The organism is Hydrogenophaga luteola (genome assembly GCF_042648585.1).
In the GTDB taxonomy this organism is placed as follows: Bacteria; Pseudomonadota; Gammaproteobacteria; order Burkholderiales; family Burkholderiaceae_C; genus Hydrogenophaga; species Hydrogenophaga luteola.
In genome coordinates, this window is record NZ_JBHRXX010000007.1 from 364,624 (window position 1) to 380,378 (window position 15,755).

General features: G+C 58.5%; 11 protein-coding genes. 2 read left to right on the plus strand and 9 right to left on the minus strand.

What is annotated here, in order from left to right; translation table 11 throughout:
* Window positions 1–93 precede the first annotated feature (93 nt).
* Window positions 94–2,106, plus strand: coding sequence for a S8 family peptidase (locus tag ACFOPI_RS16455; protein WP_382176026.1), 2,013 nt, complete (start codon window positions 94–96; stop codon window positions 2,104–2,106).
* Window positions 2,107–2,163: 57 nt separating this feature from the next.
* Window positions 2,164–2,973: a tail fiber domain-containing protein gene (locus tag ACFOPI_RS16460; protein WP_382176028.1), complete on the plus strand. Its 810-nt coding sequence runs from the start codon at window positions 2,164–2,166 to the stop codon at window positions 2,971–2,973.
* Between the two features lie 16 nt (window positions 2,974–2,989).
* Here the strand turns inward: ACFOPI_RS16460 and ACFOPI_RS16465 are convergent, their stop codons facing one another.
* The 9 genes from ACFOPI_RS16465 to ACFOPI_RS16505 form a co-directional block, all read right to left on the minus strand.
* The gene (locus tag ACFOPI_RS16465; RefSeq protein WP_382176030.1) at window positions 2,990–3,868 is read right to left on the minus strand and encodes a hypothetical protein; all 879 of its coding nucleotides are present in this window, start codon (window positions 3,866–3,868) and stop codon (window positions 2,990–2,992) included.
* Window positions 3,869–3,871: 3 nt separating this feature from the next.
* Window positions 3,872–4,507: a class I SAM-dependent methyltransferase gene (locus ACFOPI_RS16470; protein ID WP_382176033.1), complete on the minus strand. Its 636-nt coding sequence runs from the start codon at window positions 4,505–4,507 to the stop codon at window positions 3,872–3,874.
* Between the two features lie 48 nt (window positions 4,508–4,555).
* Complete coding sequence (locus ACFOPI_RS16475; protein WP_382176036.1) at window positions 4,556–6,742, minus strand: hypothetical protein; 2,187 nt, start codon at window positions 6,740–6,742, stop codon at window positions 4,556–4,558.
* 71 nt (window positions 6,743–6,813) lie between these two features.
* The gene (gmd, locus tag ACFOPI_RS16480) at window positions 6,814–7,848 is read right to left on the minus strand and encodes a GDP-mannose 4,6-dehydratase (RefSeq protein WP_382176039.1); all 1,035 of its coding nucleotides are present in this window, start codon (window positions 7,846–7,848) and stop codon (window positions 6,814–6,816) included.
* 26 nt (window positions 7,849–7,874) lie between these two features.
* On the minus strand, window positions 7,875–11,045 hold the full coding sequence (locus tag ACFOPI_RS16485) for a glycosyltransferase (protein ID WP_382176042.1): 3,171 nt from the start codon (window positions 11,043–11,045) through the stop codon (window positions 7,875–7,877).
* 11 nt (window positions 11,046–11,056) lie between these two features.
* Entirely contained in the window at window positions 11,057–12,232 is a 1,176-nt protein-coding gene (locus tag ACFOPI_RS16490; protein ID WP_382176045.1) for an FkbM family methyltransferase, read from the minus strand.
* Window positions 12,229–13,452: an ABC transporter ATP-binding protein gene (locus tag ACFOPI_RS16495; RefSeq protein WP_382176047.1), complete on the minus strand. Its 1,224-nt coding sequence runs from the start codon at window positions 13,450–13,452 to the stop codon at window positions 12,229–12,231. The genes ACFOPI_RS16490 and ACFOPI_RS16495 overlap by 4 nt, the downstream gene beginning before the upstream one ends.
* A 25-nt stretch (window positions 13,453–13,477) precedes the next feature.
* On the minus strand, window positions 13,478–14,269 hold the full coding sequence (locus tag ACFOPI_RS16500) for an ABC transporter permease (protein WP_382176050.1): 792 nt from the start codon (window positions 14,267–14,269) through the stop codon (window positions 13,478–13,480).
* Window positions 14,269–15,744 (minus strand): mannose-1-phosphate guanylyltransferase/mannose-6-phosphate isomerase, encoded by a 1,476-nt coding sequence (locus ACFOPI_RS16505; RefSeq protein ID WP_382176052.1) that lies wholly within the window; start codon window positions 15,742–15,744, stop codon window positions 14,269–14,271. The genes ACFOPI_RS16500 and ACFOPI_RS16505 overlap by 1 nt, the downstream gene beginning before the upstream one ends.
* Window positions 15,745–15,755 lie beyond the last annotated feature (11 nt).

Sequence of the window (15,755 nt, forward strand, 5' to 3'; positions counted from 1 at the left end):
GGTGCAATGAACTAAAGGGCTGTGCGATGATACGCAGCCTCTTGAAAGTTAACTTTTAGCGTAGTCGACGGGTCTTTTGTGAAGGGTGGTGACATGTTGAAGTTGTGGGGTCAAAGCGGGGGCGCGTGGGCCGTGTGGGCCAGATGCCTGGGTGTGCGAACGGGGCTGTCTTCTGCGCAGCGCTGGGTTTGCAGCCTGTTGCCCGCGGCGGTGTTCGTGACTGGGGTGGCATGGGCACAGCCGAGTGGTGTGCGTTCGGCGGCCGACTACCAGCGGCACAACAGCGTGCTGCAGGCGGCGGCGGCCAAGGGCTCGGTGCCAGTGATCGTGGAGCTGGTTCCACAACAAAAGTCCGGAGATGTGACGGCCCGGTCCCAGCAGAGCCAGGCCGTTCAACTGGCGGAACTTCGCGCGATACAGAACAGGGTGCTGTCCCGTCTGGTCACTGCACGGTCGAACGCCGGCATGAGGACGCCCCAGGCCATGGCGCGCCTCAAACAGTTCAACTATTTCCCCGGCATCGCTTTGCGGGCCTCGGCACAGGACGTGCAAGCGCTGCTGAACGATCCGGAGGTGCTGCGGGTGTATGAGGACGTACTTCGCAAGCCAAAGATGCTGGACAGCTCTGCGCGGATTGGCATGGTGTCAGGAGCGTTTCAGGGGCGCACTGGCGCTGGGCAAGTCGTTGCAGTGCTTGATTCCGGTGTTGACAAGACACACTCCTACTTGGCTGGCAAGGTCGTGTCGGAGGCCTGCTTTTCGACGACCGATCTGTTGGGCGCCAGCACGTCGATGTGTCCCGGCGGCGCATCGTCTTCCACTGCGGTGGATTCCGGCGTTCCTTGCTCGTCCTCGGTGTTCGGCTGCGACCATGGGACTTTGGTCGCCGGTGTGGTCGCTGGCAGCACTCACCCCAGTTATGGTGGTGGTGTCGCGCAGTCCGCACAGCTGATTTCTATACAGATCTACAGTCGGTTTGATGATTCAACGAGTTGCGGTGCTTCTCTTCCATGTACTCTGGCATGGACCTCTGATGAGGTTTTGGGCCTTGAACATGTTTATAGCTTGCGCTCGACGTACCGCATTGCAGCAGCGAACCTCAGCCTGGGTGGAGGGGAGTTTTCGAGCAATTGCGATGGGGAGCCCGAATATCCCATCGTCGCCAGCTTGCGCGCTGCGGGCATCGCGACCGTGGTGTCGAGTGGCAATGAGTACTTGTCTTCGCAGCTAGCGGCTCCTGCCTGCCTCTCGAACGTCATCAGCGTTGGAAGTACTTCCGACACCGATGCGGTGTCGAGCTTTTCCAACAGCGCGGCCATGCTCCAGCTACTGGCCCCGGGCGAAAACATCACCACCACCACCGTTGCGGGTGTCTATGACACTGTTGACGGCACTTCCTTCTCAGCACCCATGGTGTCCGGCGCTCTCGCGGTGCTGAGGGAGCAGCATCCCCAAGCCAGCGTGGACACCTTGCTAGGCATGCTCAAGAACACGGGTTTGAGCGTGGTCGACAGCAGAAACTCGTTGATGAAGCCGCGCATCCGGGTGGACCAGGCGATGTCGGGACTGGACAGTCTGACCCGGGTTTCCAATGGAAAGCCGCTGGTCAACCAGTCGGCCGCTGCGGGTCAGTTCAGCTACTACACGGTGGTCGTGCCCACGGGGGCCAGCAACCTGAGCATCCGCACGCAGGGTGGAACCGGCAACCCCACACTGTATGTCCGGCGAGCGTCTAGGCCCACCGTCTCCACGTTCGATTGCAGTTCTAGCAACGCCGGCACGTCGGAAAGCTGTTCCATCCCTTCTCCGGCGGCCGATACGTACCACGTTATGCTGTCCGCCGCAGCGGCCTATTCAGGGGTGTCTTTGCTGGCCGATTTCGATCTGAACTGTGCCAGTTCGAGCAATGTGGTATTGCCCACTGCGATCAGTGGCTCTGCGGAGTACACGACCTGTGGAACCATTGCGTCGAACACTTCCGGGACAGCCGTGCCCACCACAGGAGTGCTTCAACTCAACGCACCTGGCGGCATTCGGCTGCGTACCGGGTTCCGTCTGAACTCAGGTGGCCGGCTGTGGGTGCGCGTGTATCCAGAACTGAATTAATGCAGTCCAACCACTACTTCCTTATCTGAATATTCACTTTCTCTGTACGAGGGTCCCATGAACCACTTCGCAATTGCCAGAAAATTTCTGCCCCTGATATCGGTTGCAGTGCTTGCATCCGGAGCGGTGCATGCCAATGAACTGTATGTGGAGCCCACCGGCGTGGGCATTGGTATCTCTACTCCTGATCGGCTGTTGCATCTTCGTGGTCCCAATGCGGTTTTCCGCATGGACCGTCCAGCCGACACAGCGGCTTTCATCATCAATCGCACCGATTCGAGCTATGTGCCAATGAAAGCGTTCGTGGTTGGGGTAAACGCGTCGGCGCCTGGAAACGGGGAGTTCGTTATCAATGACCTTGGTGCCGCGACCACCGGCGGTGGGGTCCGGCGGATGACGATCATGTCTAACGGTGAAACCCGTTTCGAGGGGGTGGTTCGTGCCGCAGCATTTGCTCAAACCAGTTCCATCCGGTTCAAGAGCAACGTGCAGGTGCTGAAAAACCCCGTCGATGACCTGAAGCGGCTGCACGGCGTCAAATTCGACTGGAAGGAATCCGGCAACCCCTCGATCGGTCTGATCGCCGAAGAAGTGGTCAAGGTGTTCCCGGAACTTGTCGAAATGGATGGCGCGGAGCCGGGAGCCGTCAACTATTCGGCCATGGTCGCGGTGCTGCTGGAGGCTGTGAAACAGCAGGATGAGGAGATTCGGAAACAGAAGGCGGAGCTCGACGAGGTCAAAGGCAAGCTGGCTGCTGTCAATGCAGGGGGCGTGGAGAGCCGCTTGGTGGCGCTGGAGGCCGCCTATGTGAAGCTTCTGTCACAAGCGGGTGCCAAATCGGCAGAGCTGGCGAAAGCCGACCAGTGAGCTATCGGGGTAGACCTCAGGCCTGCTCTTCAGCTCCTCCCCGGAGTGTCAACGCGGACAGGTAGAAGAGGACATCTCCGGAGGCGGTGACGATCCGGCCCAGGACCACGGCAACGAGCAAATCCGAAGGGGCAAACAATCCCTTCAGAAGAAACAGCAGCACGGTTTCCCGCACCCCCACACCAGCGGGTGCTCCCGGGGTGACGAGGCCTGCCAACCATGCGAGCACATAAGCACCACAGGCGGCGGGGAGCAACAAGCTGGCCTCTGGGGGCGTCTTATAGGTGGCCATCAGCACCGTCAGAAACACCGCGCCGGAGGTTGCTAGAAAGCAGGTTTGCAAACACATGGCTCTGGCAATACCCGGTACACCGCCGCGGCGAAGCGCTGCATGAATGAGGGCAGAGAGCCCCACCCACAGGGCGATGGCTGGCAAAGGGGGCAAGGGCGGCCAGAACAGCGGGAGGGCCAACGTCCCGAACAATGCCCCCAAGGCAGCAAGCAGGATCAACTCCCAGAGTGCCGAAGTTGCAAGGGGACGTGCAGCCCATCCTGCCGCCATGCCCAGCGTCTGGCGGCCCGCCAGATGAAAGATGTTGCCAGGGATGTACTTGTTGATTTGTGAAACGCCGTAAATCCTGAGAGCCTTGAGCCACGGCACGTGGACATCTAGTTCTCTCAGCAGATGCCACCAGGCACGAGCCAACAAGATGTTGGCAGCGCCATACGCAACAGAGGAGATACCGAGAACTGCCCAGGTGGTGGAGCCCCATCCCGAGATGTCGATTTCTCTCCAGTGGTGGGCAATCCCGAGGACAACGAACAGGATGCCAGCAAGTGCAAGGATGCTGCTGGCGGCGTGGAGAATGCGCTTCAGGCGGGGTTTCCGATTCACCCGTCAGGCTTTCACTTTGCAGAGCAGCATGGTCCAAGGCAGCGGCGTCTTCACGTCGACCACTTCGAAGAACTGCTGGGCAAGGGAAATGAACTGTCGTGTGGACCAATGTTGCAGATGACCGGGGGTATTTCCCAGGCTTCGCCAATAGGCGCCTCGCGCCATGTTCAAAGCCCGCCAGATAGGCTCCCGGGGAACCGTGAGGATCACGTGCCGACTGGCCACCCGTTGAATTGCGGCAAGCCCCTTAAGCGGATCCGCAAGATGCTCCAGCACCTCACTGCATACGATCAGATCCGCATCATCGGTACCGGGTTCGATGTCATAGATGCTGCGCACGGAAAACATGCCGGGGTCCAGCTTTGCGTTCACCGCGTTGTCTCTGGCGATGGCAATGACCTTTTCCGAGAAGTCGCTGCCCCGTGCAGCGATCCCTTGTTGAGCCCACTCCAGCACCCAGTGACCCTCACCGCAGCCAAGTTCGTGGATGTTCTCGGGTGCAGCCTGGGCGACCAAATGGGCCAGCCCATTGTTGAACTGGCGCATGATCCCGCGTACCAGCGGGTTGCGAGATTCATACTTGTCATACACGTTACCGACAACGATCCCGTGATCTTGCAAGCCATGTGAAATCTTCAATCTGGTATCCGTTTCAAACTATAAGTAGCGCTTGCGCGAACGGCTTGGTCAAGGAGCATCGCGCCGTTGATCTTCGAGACTGGTCAGCTGGACGCTTTGCACGAGCACGGTGTCGGTTCTCTGCACACGCATTCTGATCTCCAGAGCGCTTTCATCTTCTGGAATCTCGACATCGAGCAAGACCGGGGATTCGGAGCTGCATCCTTCCTTGCATATCTGAGCCTGAAGATGGCTTTTGCCAGCCCGCTCATTCACGACGTCTACAACTGCCTCACTGGCCCTAGGCGCAGACACACGGATTGCCAGTCGATAGTTGCCCTTGGGCAGCTCCATGTACGGCCCGAAGAACAGGTAGCCTGTTTTGCCTGTGCTCGCAAGTCCCGTACTGCCGTTTAACCCGACTTGAGTATGTCGGCTCAGATCTTTGCTGTCGCGATAGAGCAAGGTCCTTGCCAAGTAGTCCTTTTCCTTGGAGCGGTTGACCATCAGTGATGAGGGTTCTTCTGGGATGTGGTATTGCGCATTATTGAGGCGCTCCTGTTTCTCTATCAAATAAAGGCCGCTGTCCATTTCCTTGATCATGGGGATGGCGTTGGAAATGTCTTCGAACAGCTCTGGACGGTAGGTCAGGAACGGACCATCGCACTCTTTCAGCCATCGCTCAGGCTGCATCCGCATGAACACCATGTTTGTCAGGTGTAGGGCATGGAGACCCAAACGCTCGTCCTGTAGGGTTGGCGCTTCCTGATGTACTGGCTTTTCAAATGCAACACAGGTGCCATCTGGATAATTAGCCTTGATGATGTCTGGTAACGGTGTTGGCCGGCTGTATCCATGAAGGATATCTTGATGCCAGTTGTACTGCGTCGTGAGCGAAAGGGTTGCTGAGAATGCCCAAGCCAAGGGCAGCGTGAATTTCGGCACCGAAAACGCGATGACACAACCTGCACAGCCCATCAGATACCACTGGAGGAAACTGCTTTTTTCAAAAAGATATTGCGGCCAGAATGCTGGAGTGGCGAATATGTTGTTGATGGGAGCTGCATTAGACCATTTGTCCAGCAGAAGCCCTGTGGCAGCAAGGAATGGCAGTATCAAAAGAAAGCCGAGAAAAACCCTTTTTCTTTTGAGGTTTTGTGCAATGTGGGCAAAGCCTATCGAAAGGATGAGCGGTAAGGCTGTGTCGATATAGCGTCCATACTGCCAATGCTGTATGTCATTCGCCGTCTCGTACGTCTCAAGTTGAAGAGCTGCCATCAAGGCGATACCGAACAGAGTCAGCAGACAGTAGAAAGAGAGGATGGCCTCTTGCGATGAGATGCCGCTTCGCAGATTTCTTGTGAGAAACCAAGTGCCTACGACAAACACACCGAGGGTGCTGATCATCAGGTATGAAAATTCGCCCATCAAACGAAGCAGGCTCCTCCCAATCACGGCAGGGTCGAGAAGCTTGCCCAGTACTTCCACATAGCTTTTGTAGTGAGTCGTTGGCAGGAAGCCATCCGGTGTCATGGCGTGGTTGATCCACGGGTGGATCCACGCTTTGTAAGTGATGACCAGAGCAGCTGTGATCACCAGGAACCTCAGCAGCAGTCCAATTCGTTCTTTTTGGGGGGAGGCTACTGCAAGAGTTGCTGTCAGAGCTCCAATAATGGCCAATCCTGTTGGGTGAATCCAGAACGTGATTCCAGCGCAGATTGCCAATGCTTCCGGAGACTGCCAGCCTCTTTTGATCAACGCGTTGAGCAAGAGCAGGCTGAGCAGGATGCTTGCAACAATGAGCGGGCTAGGAAACGCGTAGCCGGTCAGTGTGGGCCAAGCCGGATAGGTGGCCAAGCCTGTAACCGATGCCAGTATTGCCGCCGGACGCGCGGACGGGTAGATGACCGGTGTGAGCCGCTGAATCATGAACAGACTCAGGACCCACAATATGACGTTAAGAGCTACGACTCCTGTCCACACACGCGAAATTTCGGTGGTGAGCAGGAAAACGGGAGCCAGGAGAATGCTGTATCCAGCGTGGTAACTGGATGCCGCATCAATGGACCTTCCCGCAAGAAATGCAGCTTTGGCCAGATAGCCGATCTCGTCCTGAAGGTAGGCGGGGCCTTCAAAACTCAATGAGAGCAGGAAATAGAGCACTGCCGACAACAGGATGACGGCCCTGACTGCCAGGCGATGCACGGCATCCGACACGCACAGCGGGATGGTCGTTGACGTGTTCGTTGGTTCCATACCCGTTGGCATTGGCGGATGGCGATCAAGTGGGGGACGGGGTGAGGCATCCTCCAGCGGTTTGATCTGGCTCAGAACGAATGGCCTGTCCGATTGCGCCGCAGATCGGCCTCCACCATCATCTGGCACAACTGCTCCAGTGTGGTTTGAGGCTCCCAGCCCAAAGTGGCTTTCGCGTGCGCGGGGTTGCCAATCAGCAGCTCTACCTCGGCCGGACGATAGAACCTGGGGTTGACGCGCATCACGGTCTTCCCGCTGGTCACATCCACCGCCGTCTCTCCCTCCGCCTGACCGCGGAAATCGACCTCGATTCCGGCACCCTTGAACGCCATGCGAACGAAGTCGCGCACAGTCTCAGTCCGATTCGTGGCGAGCACGAAAGTGTCGGGCTGGTCGGCCTGCAGCATGCGCCACATGCCCTCGACGTATTCCTTGGCGTAGCCCCAGTCGCGCTTGGCATCCAGGTTGCCCAGTTCCATGCAGTCGAGCTGGCCCAGCTTGATCTTGGCCACCGCGTCGGTGATCTTGCGGGTGACGAACTCGCGCCCACGCAGCGGGCTTTCGTGGTTGAACAGGATGCCGCTGCTACCGAAGATGCCGTAGCTCTCGCGGTAGTTGATGGTCATCCAGTGGGCGTACAGCTTGGCCACACCGTAGGGGCTGCGCGGATAGAACGGGGTGCTCTCGGTCTGCGGAACCGCCTGCACCTTGCCAAACATCTCCGAGGTGCTGGCCTGGTAGAAGCGGATCTTGCGGTTGACCAAGCGGATCGCTTCAAGCAGGTTGACGGCTCCGAGTCCTGTGATCTGGGCCGTGGTGGTGGGCTGATCGAAGCTCACGCCGACGAAGCTTTGCGCCGCCAGGTTGTAGATCTCGTCGGGCTGCACTTTCTGCACCAGGGCGATGCTGGCGCCCAGGTCGGTCAGGTCGTACTCGACCAAGCTGAGGTTGGGGTGGTTCTGGATGCCCAGCTCTTCGATGCGCCAGAAATTGACGGAACTGGTGCGGCGGTAGGTTCCGTGAACGGCGTAGCCCTTGTTCAGAAGCAGTTCCGCGAGGTAGGCGCCGTCTTGGCCCGTGATGCCTGTGATGATGGCGGTTTTCATGCCATTGATCCTTTGTCGAATGAGCTTCAGATGTGGATTCCAATCAAGCCAAGCAGAAGCTCAGACTTGCTCTCCCAGTCGTTGGAATGAACGTCGGCGGAGTCTGGTTCGATGTTCAGCCACGCTGTCGATGTCTTCCTGCCGGGCTCCTTCTTCTGCAACAAGTCCTCAAGGGAATGTGCAAATGCCCGGGAGGCGCAGATTATCCGGTCGAACTCACCGGCCATACCGATCCAATCGGCGGCGCTGGCGTCCTCTACGCATTGGTCGGTCCCACCGACCGTTGGTTCAAGCCGGTCACCGACAAGAAGCTGCACCGAAACACCGCTGTTGCGCCACTCGCGGACCAATGCGAGTCGCAGGTGGAGACTTTCGGTTGAGGGGAACAGCGAGAGGAAAACGTCAGCATTCCATGCGTCTACAGGTTCGTCGCTTGTCCAGTCGTTGACAACCTGCAGAGCTTCGCAGGTGAGTTGCCTCGCGTAACGGTATTGCTGCTGACCAGCTTGGGCACAGATGGGTTCAACCCGCCATTGCGGTTGAGACAGCTTTGAGTACTGACGGATCAGAGAGAGGATGGCTTGTTTTGCTGCACCCGAGAGGTGTGGGTGGTAAAGGCTTGACACGTCCAGCAACAGTTGCCTTTTCCTTGGCTTCGGCGGGAAATTCCTAGCCATGAGGCCAGCGAATGCCATCAGTTCTTGTTCATCCCAGTCTTTGGTCGCAAGGTGGGTCAATACGCCTTGCAATCCCGTCTTTGAACGGTGATAGATGCGTTCGATGGCTGAGAAATACTGTTCTGCACAGTGCTCCGGAGCGTGCTGCTGCTCAATGATTCGTTGCGCTTCGTTGCCCAGGCTTGAACGCTTGTCCGGGCTTGTCCACAGTGTTTCAAGCACGTTTACAAGCTCACTGTCCTCAAATTCATCGGGCAGCATCCAAACCCCCTGCGGGTCGATGTCTGCCATGCTTCCATTCGCGTTTATCACGGTCGGCAGTCCATGGCTCATGCAGTCCAGGACGGCGGCCGATGTCTCACCGCGCGAACGCGCACGCAACTGCACCGCTACATCTGCAGCAGCAAGGTAGCACTGGAAATCCTCCGAGTCTACCCAGCCCGTGATTCGGACCCTGTTGGTCAGCCCTGCTTGTTCAATTTTATTAAGCAGATCGAGGCCGTACTCGCCGCTTTGGTTTTCGCCTACAAACACCAAATGGGTGGCCGCTGATGTTGTCAACGATGATTGCAAGAATGCGGTCAGGAGGCGGTGGTTGAGCTTGGACGGCCCGAGAAGTCCAAATGAGCAAACCAGAAAGTCCGCACTCGGAATTCCCAGACGGCTTCTTGCTTGTTCCCGGGAAATGCCTGTGGCCTGGGTCCTCAGCAGCGGGATGACCGTCCAATGATTTGAACTGCCTTTGCCATAGTGCTGATCTGCGAGTTGTCTGGAGTACTCGCTGTGGACAATGACCCCCAGCGAGGCTTGTAGAACCGCTAGGTTGCACGGGTACTCCCAAATGACGTCGGCAATATCGGGTTGCTGAAAACGTTGTTGGACCGCGCGATAGCCATGACTGGCGTACAAGCCTCGGGCCAGCGCACCTGGATTCAAACCTGTGAGGTCCCGGTGGGCTTGCGCGCCCGAAAGAAAAAAGTCGTGCAACACCACAACCCCGGGGAACTGCTCCAGCAGATCAAACATGTGGGTGTGAAAGTGCGAGTTACCGAAGTGGTAAATCACACGGTCATAGCAGCTATGGTTCGATCTAAACCATTCGATACTGTGCACCTCGCAATGGGTATTGATCCACGTATCGTTCACCTCGTCCTGGTCGACCACGACGTCCACGGCGTACCAGTTCGTCAGCACACGCAGCAAGTCGGCGCTGTAGTAGCTGATACCACTGCGGGCAGGCGGAAGTGGGGAGATATATGCCAGCCGAGGGCGCACGTCGGTCGGATGTGCGGATGCTTTGTGCCGGCCGACACAGTCCTTCATGGCTGACAAGGCCCGTTGTGCGGTGTCGTCCCAGGAGAACTTTCTGCATTGCAGCGTGCTATGTGTTTCAAGCCTTTGACGAAACTCCTTGTCTGTCAGCGCCTGCACCAGTTTCTCAGTGATCGCGTCGATGTTCCTGGGATCGAACAGGGCGTCGTCCAGTCCGACCACTTCGGGGATGCTGGAGGTGTTAGATGCGATGACAGCCTTTCCGCACTGCATGGCCTCCAATGCTGGCAATCCGAAGCCTTCATGCAGGCTAGGAAAAATGAAGAAGGTGCAGCCGTTGTACAGCTTGGCGAGATCGTCTTCGGACACAAATCCCGTCATGACCAACTCGTGTTCCCGCAGTCCTTGGCTGCGTGCCAGTTCTTGAAGTCGTTCGCGGTCTGCGGTTTGCACCGAACATACGATGGCTAGTTGATGGTTTTCCCGGAGGGACGCAGGGATCCTGGCATAGGCCGTGATGAGGCCTTCGATGTTTTTGCGGTGGTCGATGCCGCCGGTATACATGACGTACGGACGGTCCAGTCCGTACCGCTCCGCCAGGTGTGTCTGATCGGTCGCTGAAAGCGGACGGGGTGAGAATTGTGTTTCGCCCGCTGTGGAGATATTGACCACCCGCTCCGCAGAAAACCCGAGCCAATCAACCGCCTCTTTGCCCGAGGACATGGAAATCGAGAGCAGCAGGTCAGCCTGCTTTAGATGTTCGATTTTTCCCCGGTACCAGGTGTCTACCAACGGATTGGCCAAGTAGACATCCTGATGAATCAGTGGGATGAGGTCGTACAGAACGACAGCCGTGGGGAAAGGTGATCTCTTGGCAACGCTAGTGACGGCGTCGTCCGTCAGACCTTCGAAAAGGCTCGTGACTAGAACAATGTCCGGCTCCAGCCCGTGGAAGAAGGCGAGCCGAGTTAGTTCGGCGAGAACCCTACGGTCCTCGTTCTGAGCTTCGTTGCTCGATACCGGACCATCAAAGTGCCAGACCTTGATGTTCTGCGGCGGCAAAAGGTCTCTGAACTGATTCCGAATCGGTTCGATGGTGTCGGGGAACAGCCCGCTTAGAACCACAACAATCTCGTGCTCATTCGAGCACTTCAGCAATGAAGTGGTCAGGGAGTTTGAATATCGCCCAATCCCTCTGTTTCTGGAGCCCGTGCTTTGATATCCCTGAAGATCAATGACGATTCGCATCGCTTGTGCGCCTATTCCCTGTTCTTCGCGTTGATCAGAATCTGGTGAATCTGTCGTGTTCTGGGGGTTGGATCGACGTGATTTTCCGGGCTTGTGCGGTGTTCCGCGGTGATCGCACCGTCATGGTTCTGATCGGTGGGAATCGGCTGCAAGCCTCGGAGCTTGTTGATCGCCATCTTGAACCGCTGGCGCAAGCCGTGGATCAACAGCAGGCGAATCTGGATGCTCACCCAGCGGATCGGGGAAGTGACGCGCCAGGATGCGCTGGTTCGAATGGCGGTGACCGATCGCGCGAGTTCTTGGCACGTCCTGTGGGCCGCTTGCAGGTCGTTGTTCAAGCGAGCTAGGTCGGCCTCAAGTCGCCGCACTCGTTCATGACTTTCCGTAAGTTGGGCTTCAAGCCGCCGGGTACTTTGCGAGTACCGACGAACCAGTTCCGTACTGCGAGCTACTTCTTGTTGTGCCTTGTGGGTCTCGTTGATCGCCAGCCTGCAAAGATGATGGTCCGCTACCAGGGCATACTGGTCAAAGACGTTGGGTGGTGATCGGAACTTCTCGATCAATTCACCATGCTCATTGGACACGTAGAACCGGTTGAGCCCGTCAAAGTAGGCGAACGTGTATCCCTTTCGGAAGATCAGGTGTTCCCATTCCTGATGGGTCTCGGTGGTCGACATGGGCAAGGTGGCTTCGATCACCACAATCCATGGCCGGACAGGCGCAGTCTTCCAGCCTTCCAGCACGTTCTTCTCCGCGCCCTCTACATCCACCTTCAGCCAGTGCACCTCCCGGTCGCCCTGTGACTGCAGCACCGTGTCCAGGGTCATTACCGGCACGGAGGTTTTCTTGCTGTTGAAGCCTTTGGAACGATGCTCGGCGGCGATCTCGGAGTTGGACGTGGACAGTCCGGTGTCCGCGAACTCGAAGAAGCTGAGGATGCCTTCTTCCCGGCCCAGCGCCACCTGTAGCACCAGTTCATCGGGACGCGCATTGCGCAGCTTGTCGGAGTACTGCAGCGTCGGTTCAACGTGCAGGCCCCGCCACCCCCGTTCGTAGAAGGCAAGACTGACCGAATGCAGAAAGGGATCCTGCGCGCCGACGTCGATGTAGCTGCCGTTTTGAACATGCCCGAGCGCGCGCCACAACATGACGTCCTCGAAGTTCTGGGAGTGGGAGACAAATGTCATAGCTGGCCGACTTCAATGGTAGGGTCGATCCACGCTAGCCCGGCAAAATGGGCTTTGTTGAGATTGACAACGGTGAACACCAGGGCCAGATCTTTCCATTCGTAGTTGTTGACTAGGTGCGTGTCTGAACTCGTCAGGGCCGTCTGAATGGAATAGGTTCCAGGCCCCAGGTTGGCGGGGAAACGGACCTCATACCTCAGCTGGGCGCCTGCCTGCACTTGGTTCAAAACCTGGTTCTTGAGGTGCGTGTTGGTTCCGTAGACAACATGACCCAGGCGATCTTTGATGCCATAGCCCATCACCAGCTGATCGATGTCGCGGTCGACACTGACATCAATCCGCAGCGTCACCTGCTGACCCACATCGACAACTTCGACGGCTTTGCCTTCTTCGTCCCGAAGAGATACGTGTGTGGTCTTCGCATCGCCAGTTCCGGAGATGGTCTGCTTTTTGCCATCGTCCTTGACGACGGTCTGCACCGTCTGGTTCTGGTTGCTTGCCAGCATCGCGTTGTAGTAGTCCATCACCTCTTCGGGAGCGCCTTCCATGGCTAGTCGTCCTGCACTCAGCAGGATGGCACGGTCGCAGATGGACTGGATGGCACCCTTGTCGTGACTCACGATGAGCAGTGTGGTCCCCTGTTCCCGGAACTCGCGGATGCGCGCGAAGCTCTTGTGCACGAAGTAGGCATCGCCCACTGACAGCGCCTCGTCCACGATCAGGATGTCCGGCCGGATGGCGGTGGCAACACTGAACGCCAGACGCATCTGCATGCCGCTGCTGTACACCCTCACCGGCTCATCGATGTACTCGCCGATTTCAGCGAACGCCTCGATGTCGGGCATCAAACGGTGGATTTCCTCCACCGAATAGCCCAGCAACTGGCCTGCCATGACAGCGTTCTGTCGCCCGGTGAAGTCCGGGTGGAAGCCCATGCCCAACTCCAGCATGGCCGCCACGCGTCCAGTCATCTGGACCGACCCGGTGGTGGGACGGGTGGTGCCAGTGATCATTTTGAGCAAGGTGCTCTTGCCCGCGCCGTTGATGCCGATGATGCCGACGGCCTCGCCAGGGTTTACCGTGAAGTTGATGTCCTGCAGTACCCATTTGAGGGCGTGCTGCCGGGGGTAGAAGGGCAGCAGCCATTCGGCCAGCCGCGCACGGCGCGACTTGTACTGCTTGTAGGCCTTGCCCAGGTTGGTGACGGTGATCGTGCCCATGATGATGTGTTCTGCTGGCAGCGTCTCAGAGCTCGTCCACCATTTCACCGGCCCGGCGGCGGAACAAGTACAGACCGTAGGCGCACAGGGCCAGCGCCAGCATCGCCACCGGCCAAAGGCTGTACCAGTTAGGCCAGCGGCCATACACCAGCACGTCCTGGTAGGCCGAGATCATCCGGAACATAGGGTTCCAGCGCATGTAGCCTTGCCCCTCTGGCGGCAGGATGGAGGTCGGGTAGACCACGGGGGTGAGCCAGAACCAGAAAGTCAGGAAGATGCCGAAGAACTGCCCCACGTCGCGGAAGAAGACGTTGAGCATGCCCAGCGTGATGCCCAGGCCTATGGCGAAGGCCACCTGCAGTGCCAGCAGCGGCGCCATGGCGGCGAAGGCGATGCCAGGGAAGTTGCCGCTGACGATCAGAAAGATCAGGAACAGACCAAAGACGATGGCGAAGTTCAGCAGTGCGTTGCTGACCACGATCACCGGCAGGCACAGCCGCGGGAAGCTCAGCTTCTTCAGCAGATTGCCGTTGGCCACGAACATGTTGGTGGCGCTGTTGGTGATCTCAGCAAAAAGGCCCCAGGTCAGCAGCCCAGAGCACAGGTAGATGCTGAATGCGTACGTTCCCTCCACCTGGGGCAGGCGCGCCTTCATCACCTCGGAAAAGATGACTGTGTACACCACAATCATGGACAGAGGATTCAGGATGTTCCAGGCCGCACCAAGAACGGAATTGCGGTACTTGGACTGGAACTCGCGCTTGACGCTGCCGAGGATGAAGCCGCGGTAGGCCCAGAGGGCTCGGAACACAAGCATCACGTCCTGCCGTACACGTCGGCCAGACGGACGATGTCATCCTCACCCAGATAACTGCCGCACTGCACCTCAATCAACACCAGTTCCCCTTCCCCGGTGTTCTTGAGCCGGTGGCGTTCCTTAAGCGGTATGAACCGGTACTCGCCGGCGCGGGTGGGAATCTCGGAGTCCCCGATCTGGACCAGTGCATCTCCCTGCACCACAACCCAGTGCTCGGAACGCTTGTGGTGGTACTGCAGGCTCAGGCTCTGGCCCGGGCGCACGGTGATGCGCTTGACTTTGTAGCCATATTCTTCCTTGAGGGTGGCGTAGGTACCCCACGGCCGCTGCACGGCGGCGGGTAGCATGGTGGTCTGGTGGGCGGCGCTTTCAGGGTGCCGTTCCTTGAGCATCTCGACCACGCGTTTGACATTCTGGGCCTGCTCCTTGCTGGCCACCAGCAGGGCATCCGGCGTGTCCACCACCACCAGATCCTTGACGCCGACGGTGGCGATCACCTTATGACCATGGCTTTCCACATGCACATGCGTACCGGTGGTGTCAACGGCCGCCCAGTGGGTGTCTTCGGTGATGCCCATGGTGTTGCCAGCAGCATCCGCCGAGTGCGACTGGGCCACGGAAGGCCAGGCCCCGACGTCGCTCCAGCCGAAGCGGGCCGGCACCAGCATGACGTTGCCAGCCTTTTCCATGACGGCATAGTCGACACTGATGTCAGGCTGCAGGCCAAAGGTGTGGGCATCAAAGCGCGTCACCTGGGCCGCGCCGACGGCGCCCGTGGGCGGCAGCGCCGCGGTGTGGCCGCTGCTCATGACACCTTGCGCGGTGGTCAGCACATCGGGCGCGTGTTCTGCGAACGCATCCAGGATGCACTTGGCGGTGAAGCAGAACATGCCGCTGTTCCAGTAGTAGCGACCGGTGGCCAGATACTCCTGCGCGGTGGCCAGGTCTGGCTTCTCGACGAACTGCAGCACCGGTTGCGCCTGGCGGCCGATCTTGGCGACCTCGATGTAGCCGAAGCCGGTTTCGGGACCGGTGGGCTGAATGCCGAACACCACCAGATGACCATCCAGCGCATGACGGGCCGCTGCCAGGGCATTGGCCACAAAGGACTTGGTGTCAGGAATCAGGTGGTCGGCGGGCAGCACCAGCATCACCGCGTCGTCACCATGCAGCTTCTGACAGGCCAGTGCGGCCAGCGCGATGGCCGGCGCCGTGTTGCGACCCTTGGGTTCGAGCAGGTAGTGAGGAAGGGGCGGGTCCGACAACTCGGCCAGCAGGCCCTGGGTCAGGAACAGGTGGTCCTGGTTGGTTACCACGATCAGGTGGTCGGTGCCACAGGCCTGGCCTCGGCTGATGGCCTGTTCCAGCAGGGTTCGTCCACCCAGCTTCATGAAAGGCTTGGGGTAGGCCTGCCGCGATGCGGGCCACAGGCGGGTACCTGCACCGCCGGAGAGCACAACGGAAACGAGTTTCATCGGTAGCTAAT

Coding starts and splice junctions, on each gene's coding strand:
- ACFOPI_RS16485 (WP_382176042.1), bottom strand. CDS start 11,045: ATGCGAATCGTCATTGATCTTCAGGGATATCAAAGCACGGGCTCCAGA.
- ACFOPI_RS16490 (WP_382176045.1), bottom strand. CDS start 12,232: ATGACATTTGTCTCCCACTCCCAGAACTTCGAGGACGTCATGTTGTGG.
- ACFOPI_RS16505 (WP_382176052.1), bottom strand. CDS start 15,744: ATGAAACTCGTTTCCGTTGTGCTCTCCGGCGGTGCAGGTACCCGCCTG.
- ACFOPI_RS16500 (WP_382176050.1), bottom strand. CDS start 14,269: ATGCTTGTGTTCCGAGCCCTCTGGGCCTACCGCGGCTTCATCCTCGGC.
- ACFOPI_RS16475 (WP_382176036.1), bottom strand. CDS start 6,742: ATGGAACCAACGAACACGTCAACGACCATCCCGCTGTGCGTGTCGGAT.
- gmd (WP_382176039.1), bottom strand. CDS start 7,848: ATGAAAACCGCCATCATCACAGGCATCACGGGCCAAGACGGCGCCTAC.
- ACFOPI_RS16455 (WP_382176026.1), top strand. CDS start 94: ATGTTGAAGTTGTGGGGTCAAAGCGGGGGCGCGTGGGCCGTGTGGGCC.
- ACFOPI_RS16495 (WP_382176047.1), bottom strand. CDS start 13,452: ATGGGCACGATCACCGTCACCAACCTGGGCAAGGCCTACAAGCAGTAC.
- ACFOPI_RS16460 (WP_382176028.1), top strand. CDS start 2,164: ATGAACCACTTCGCAATTGCCAGAAAATTTCTGCCCCTGATATCGGTT.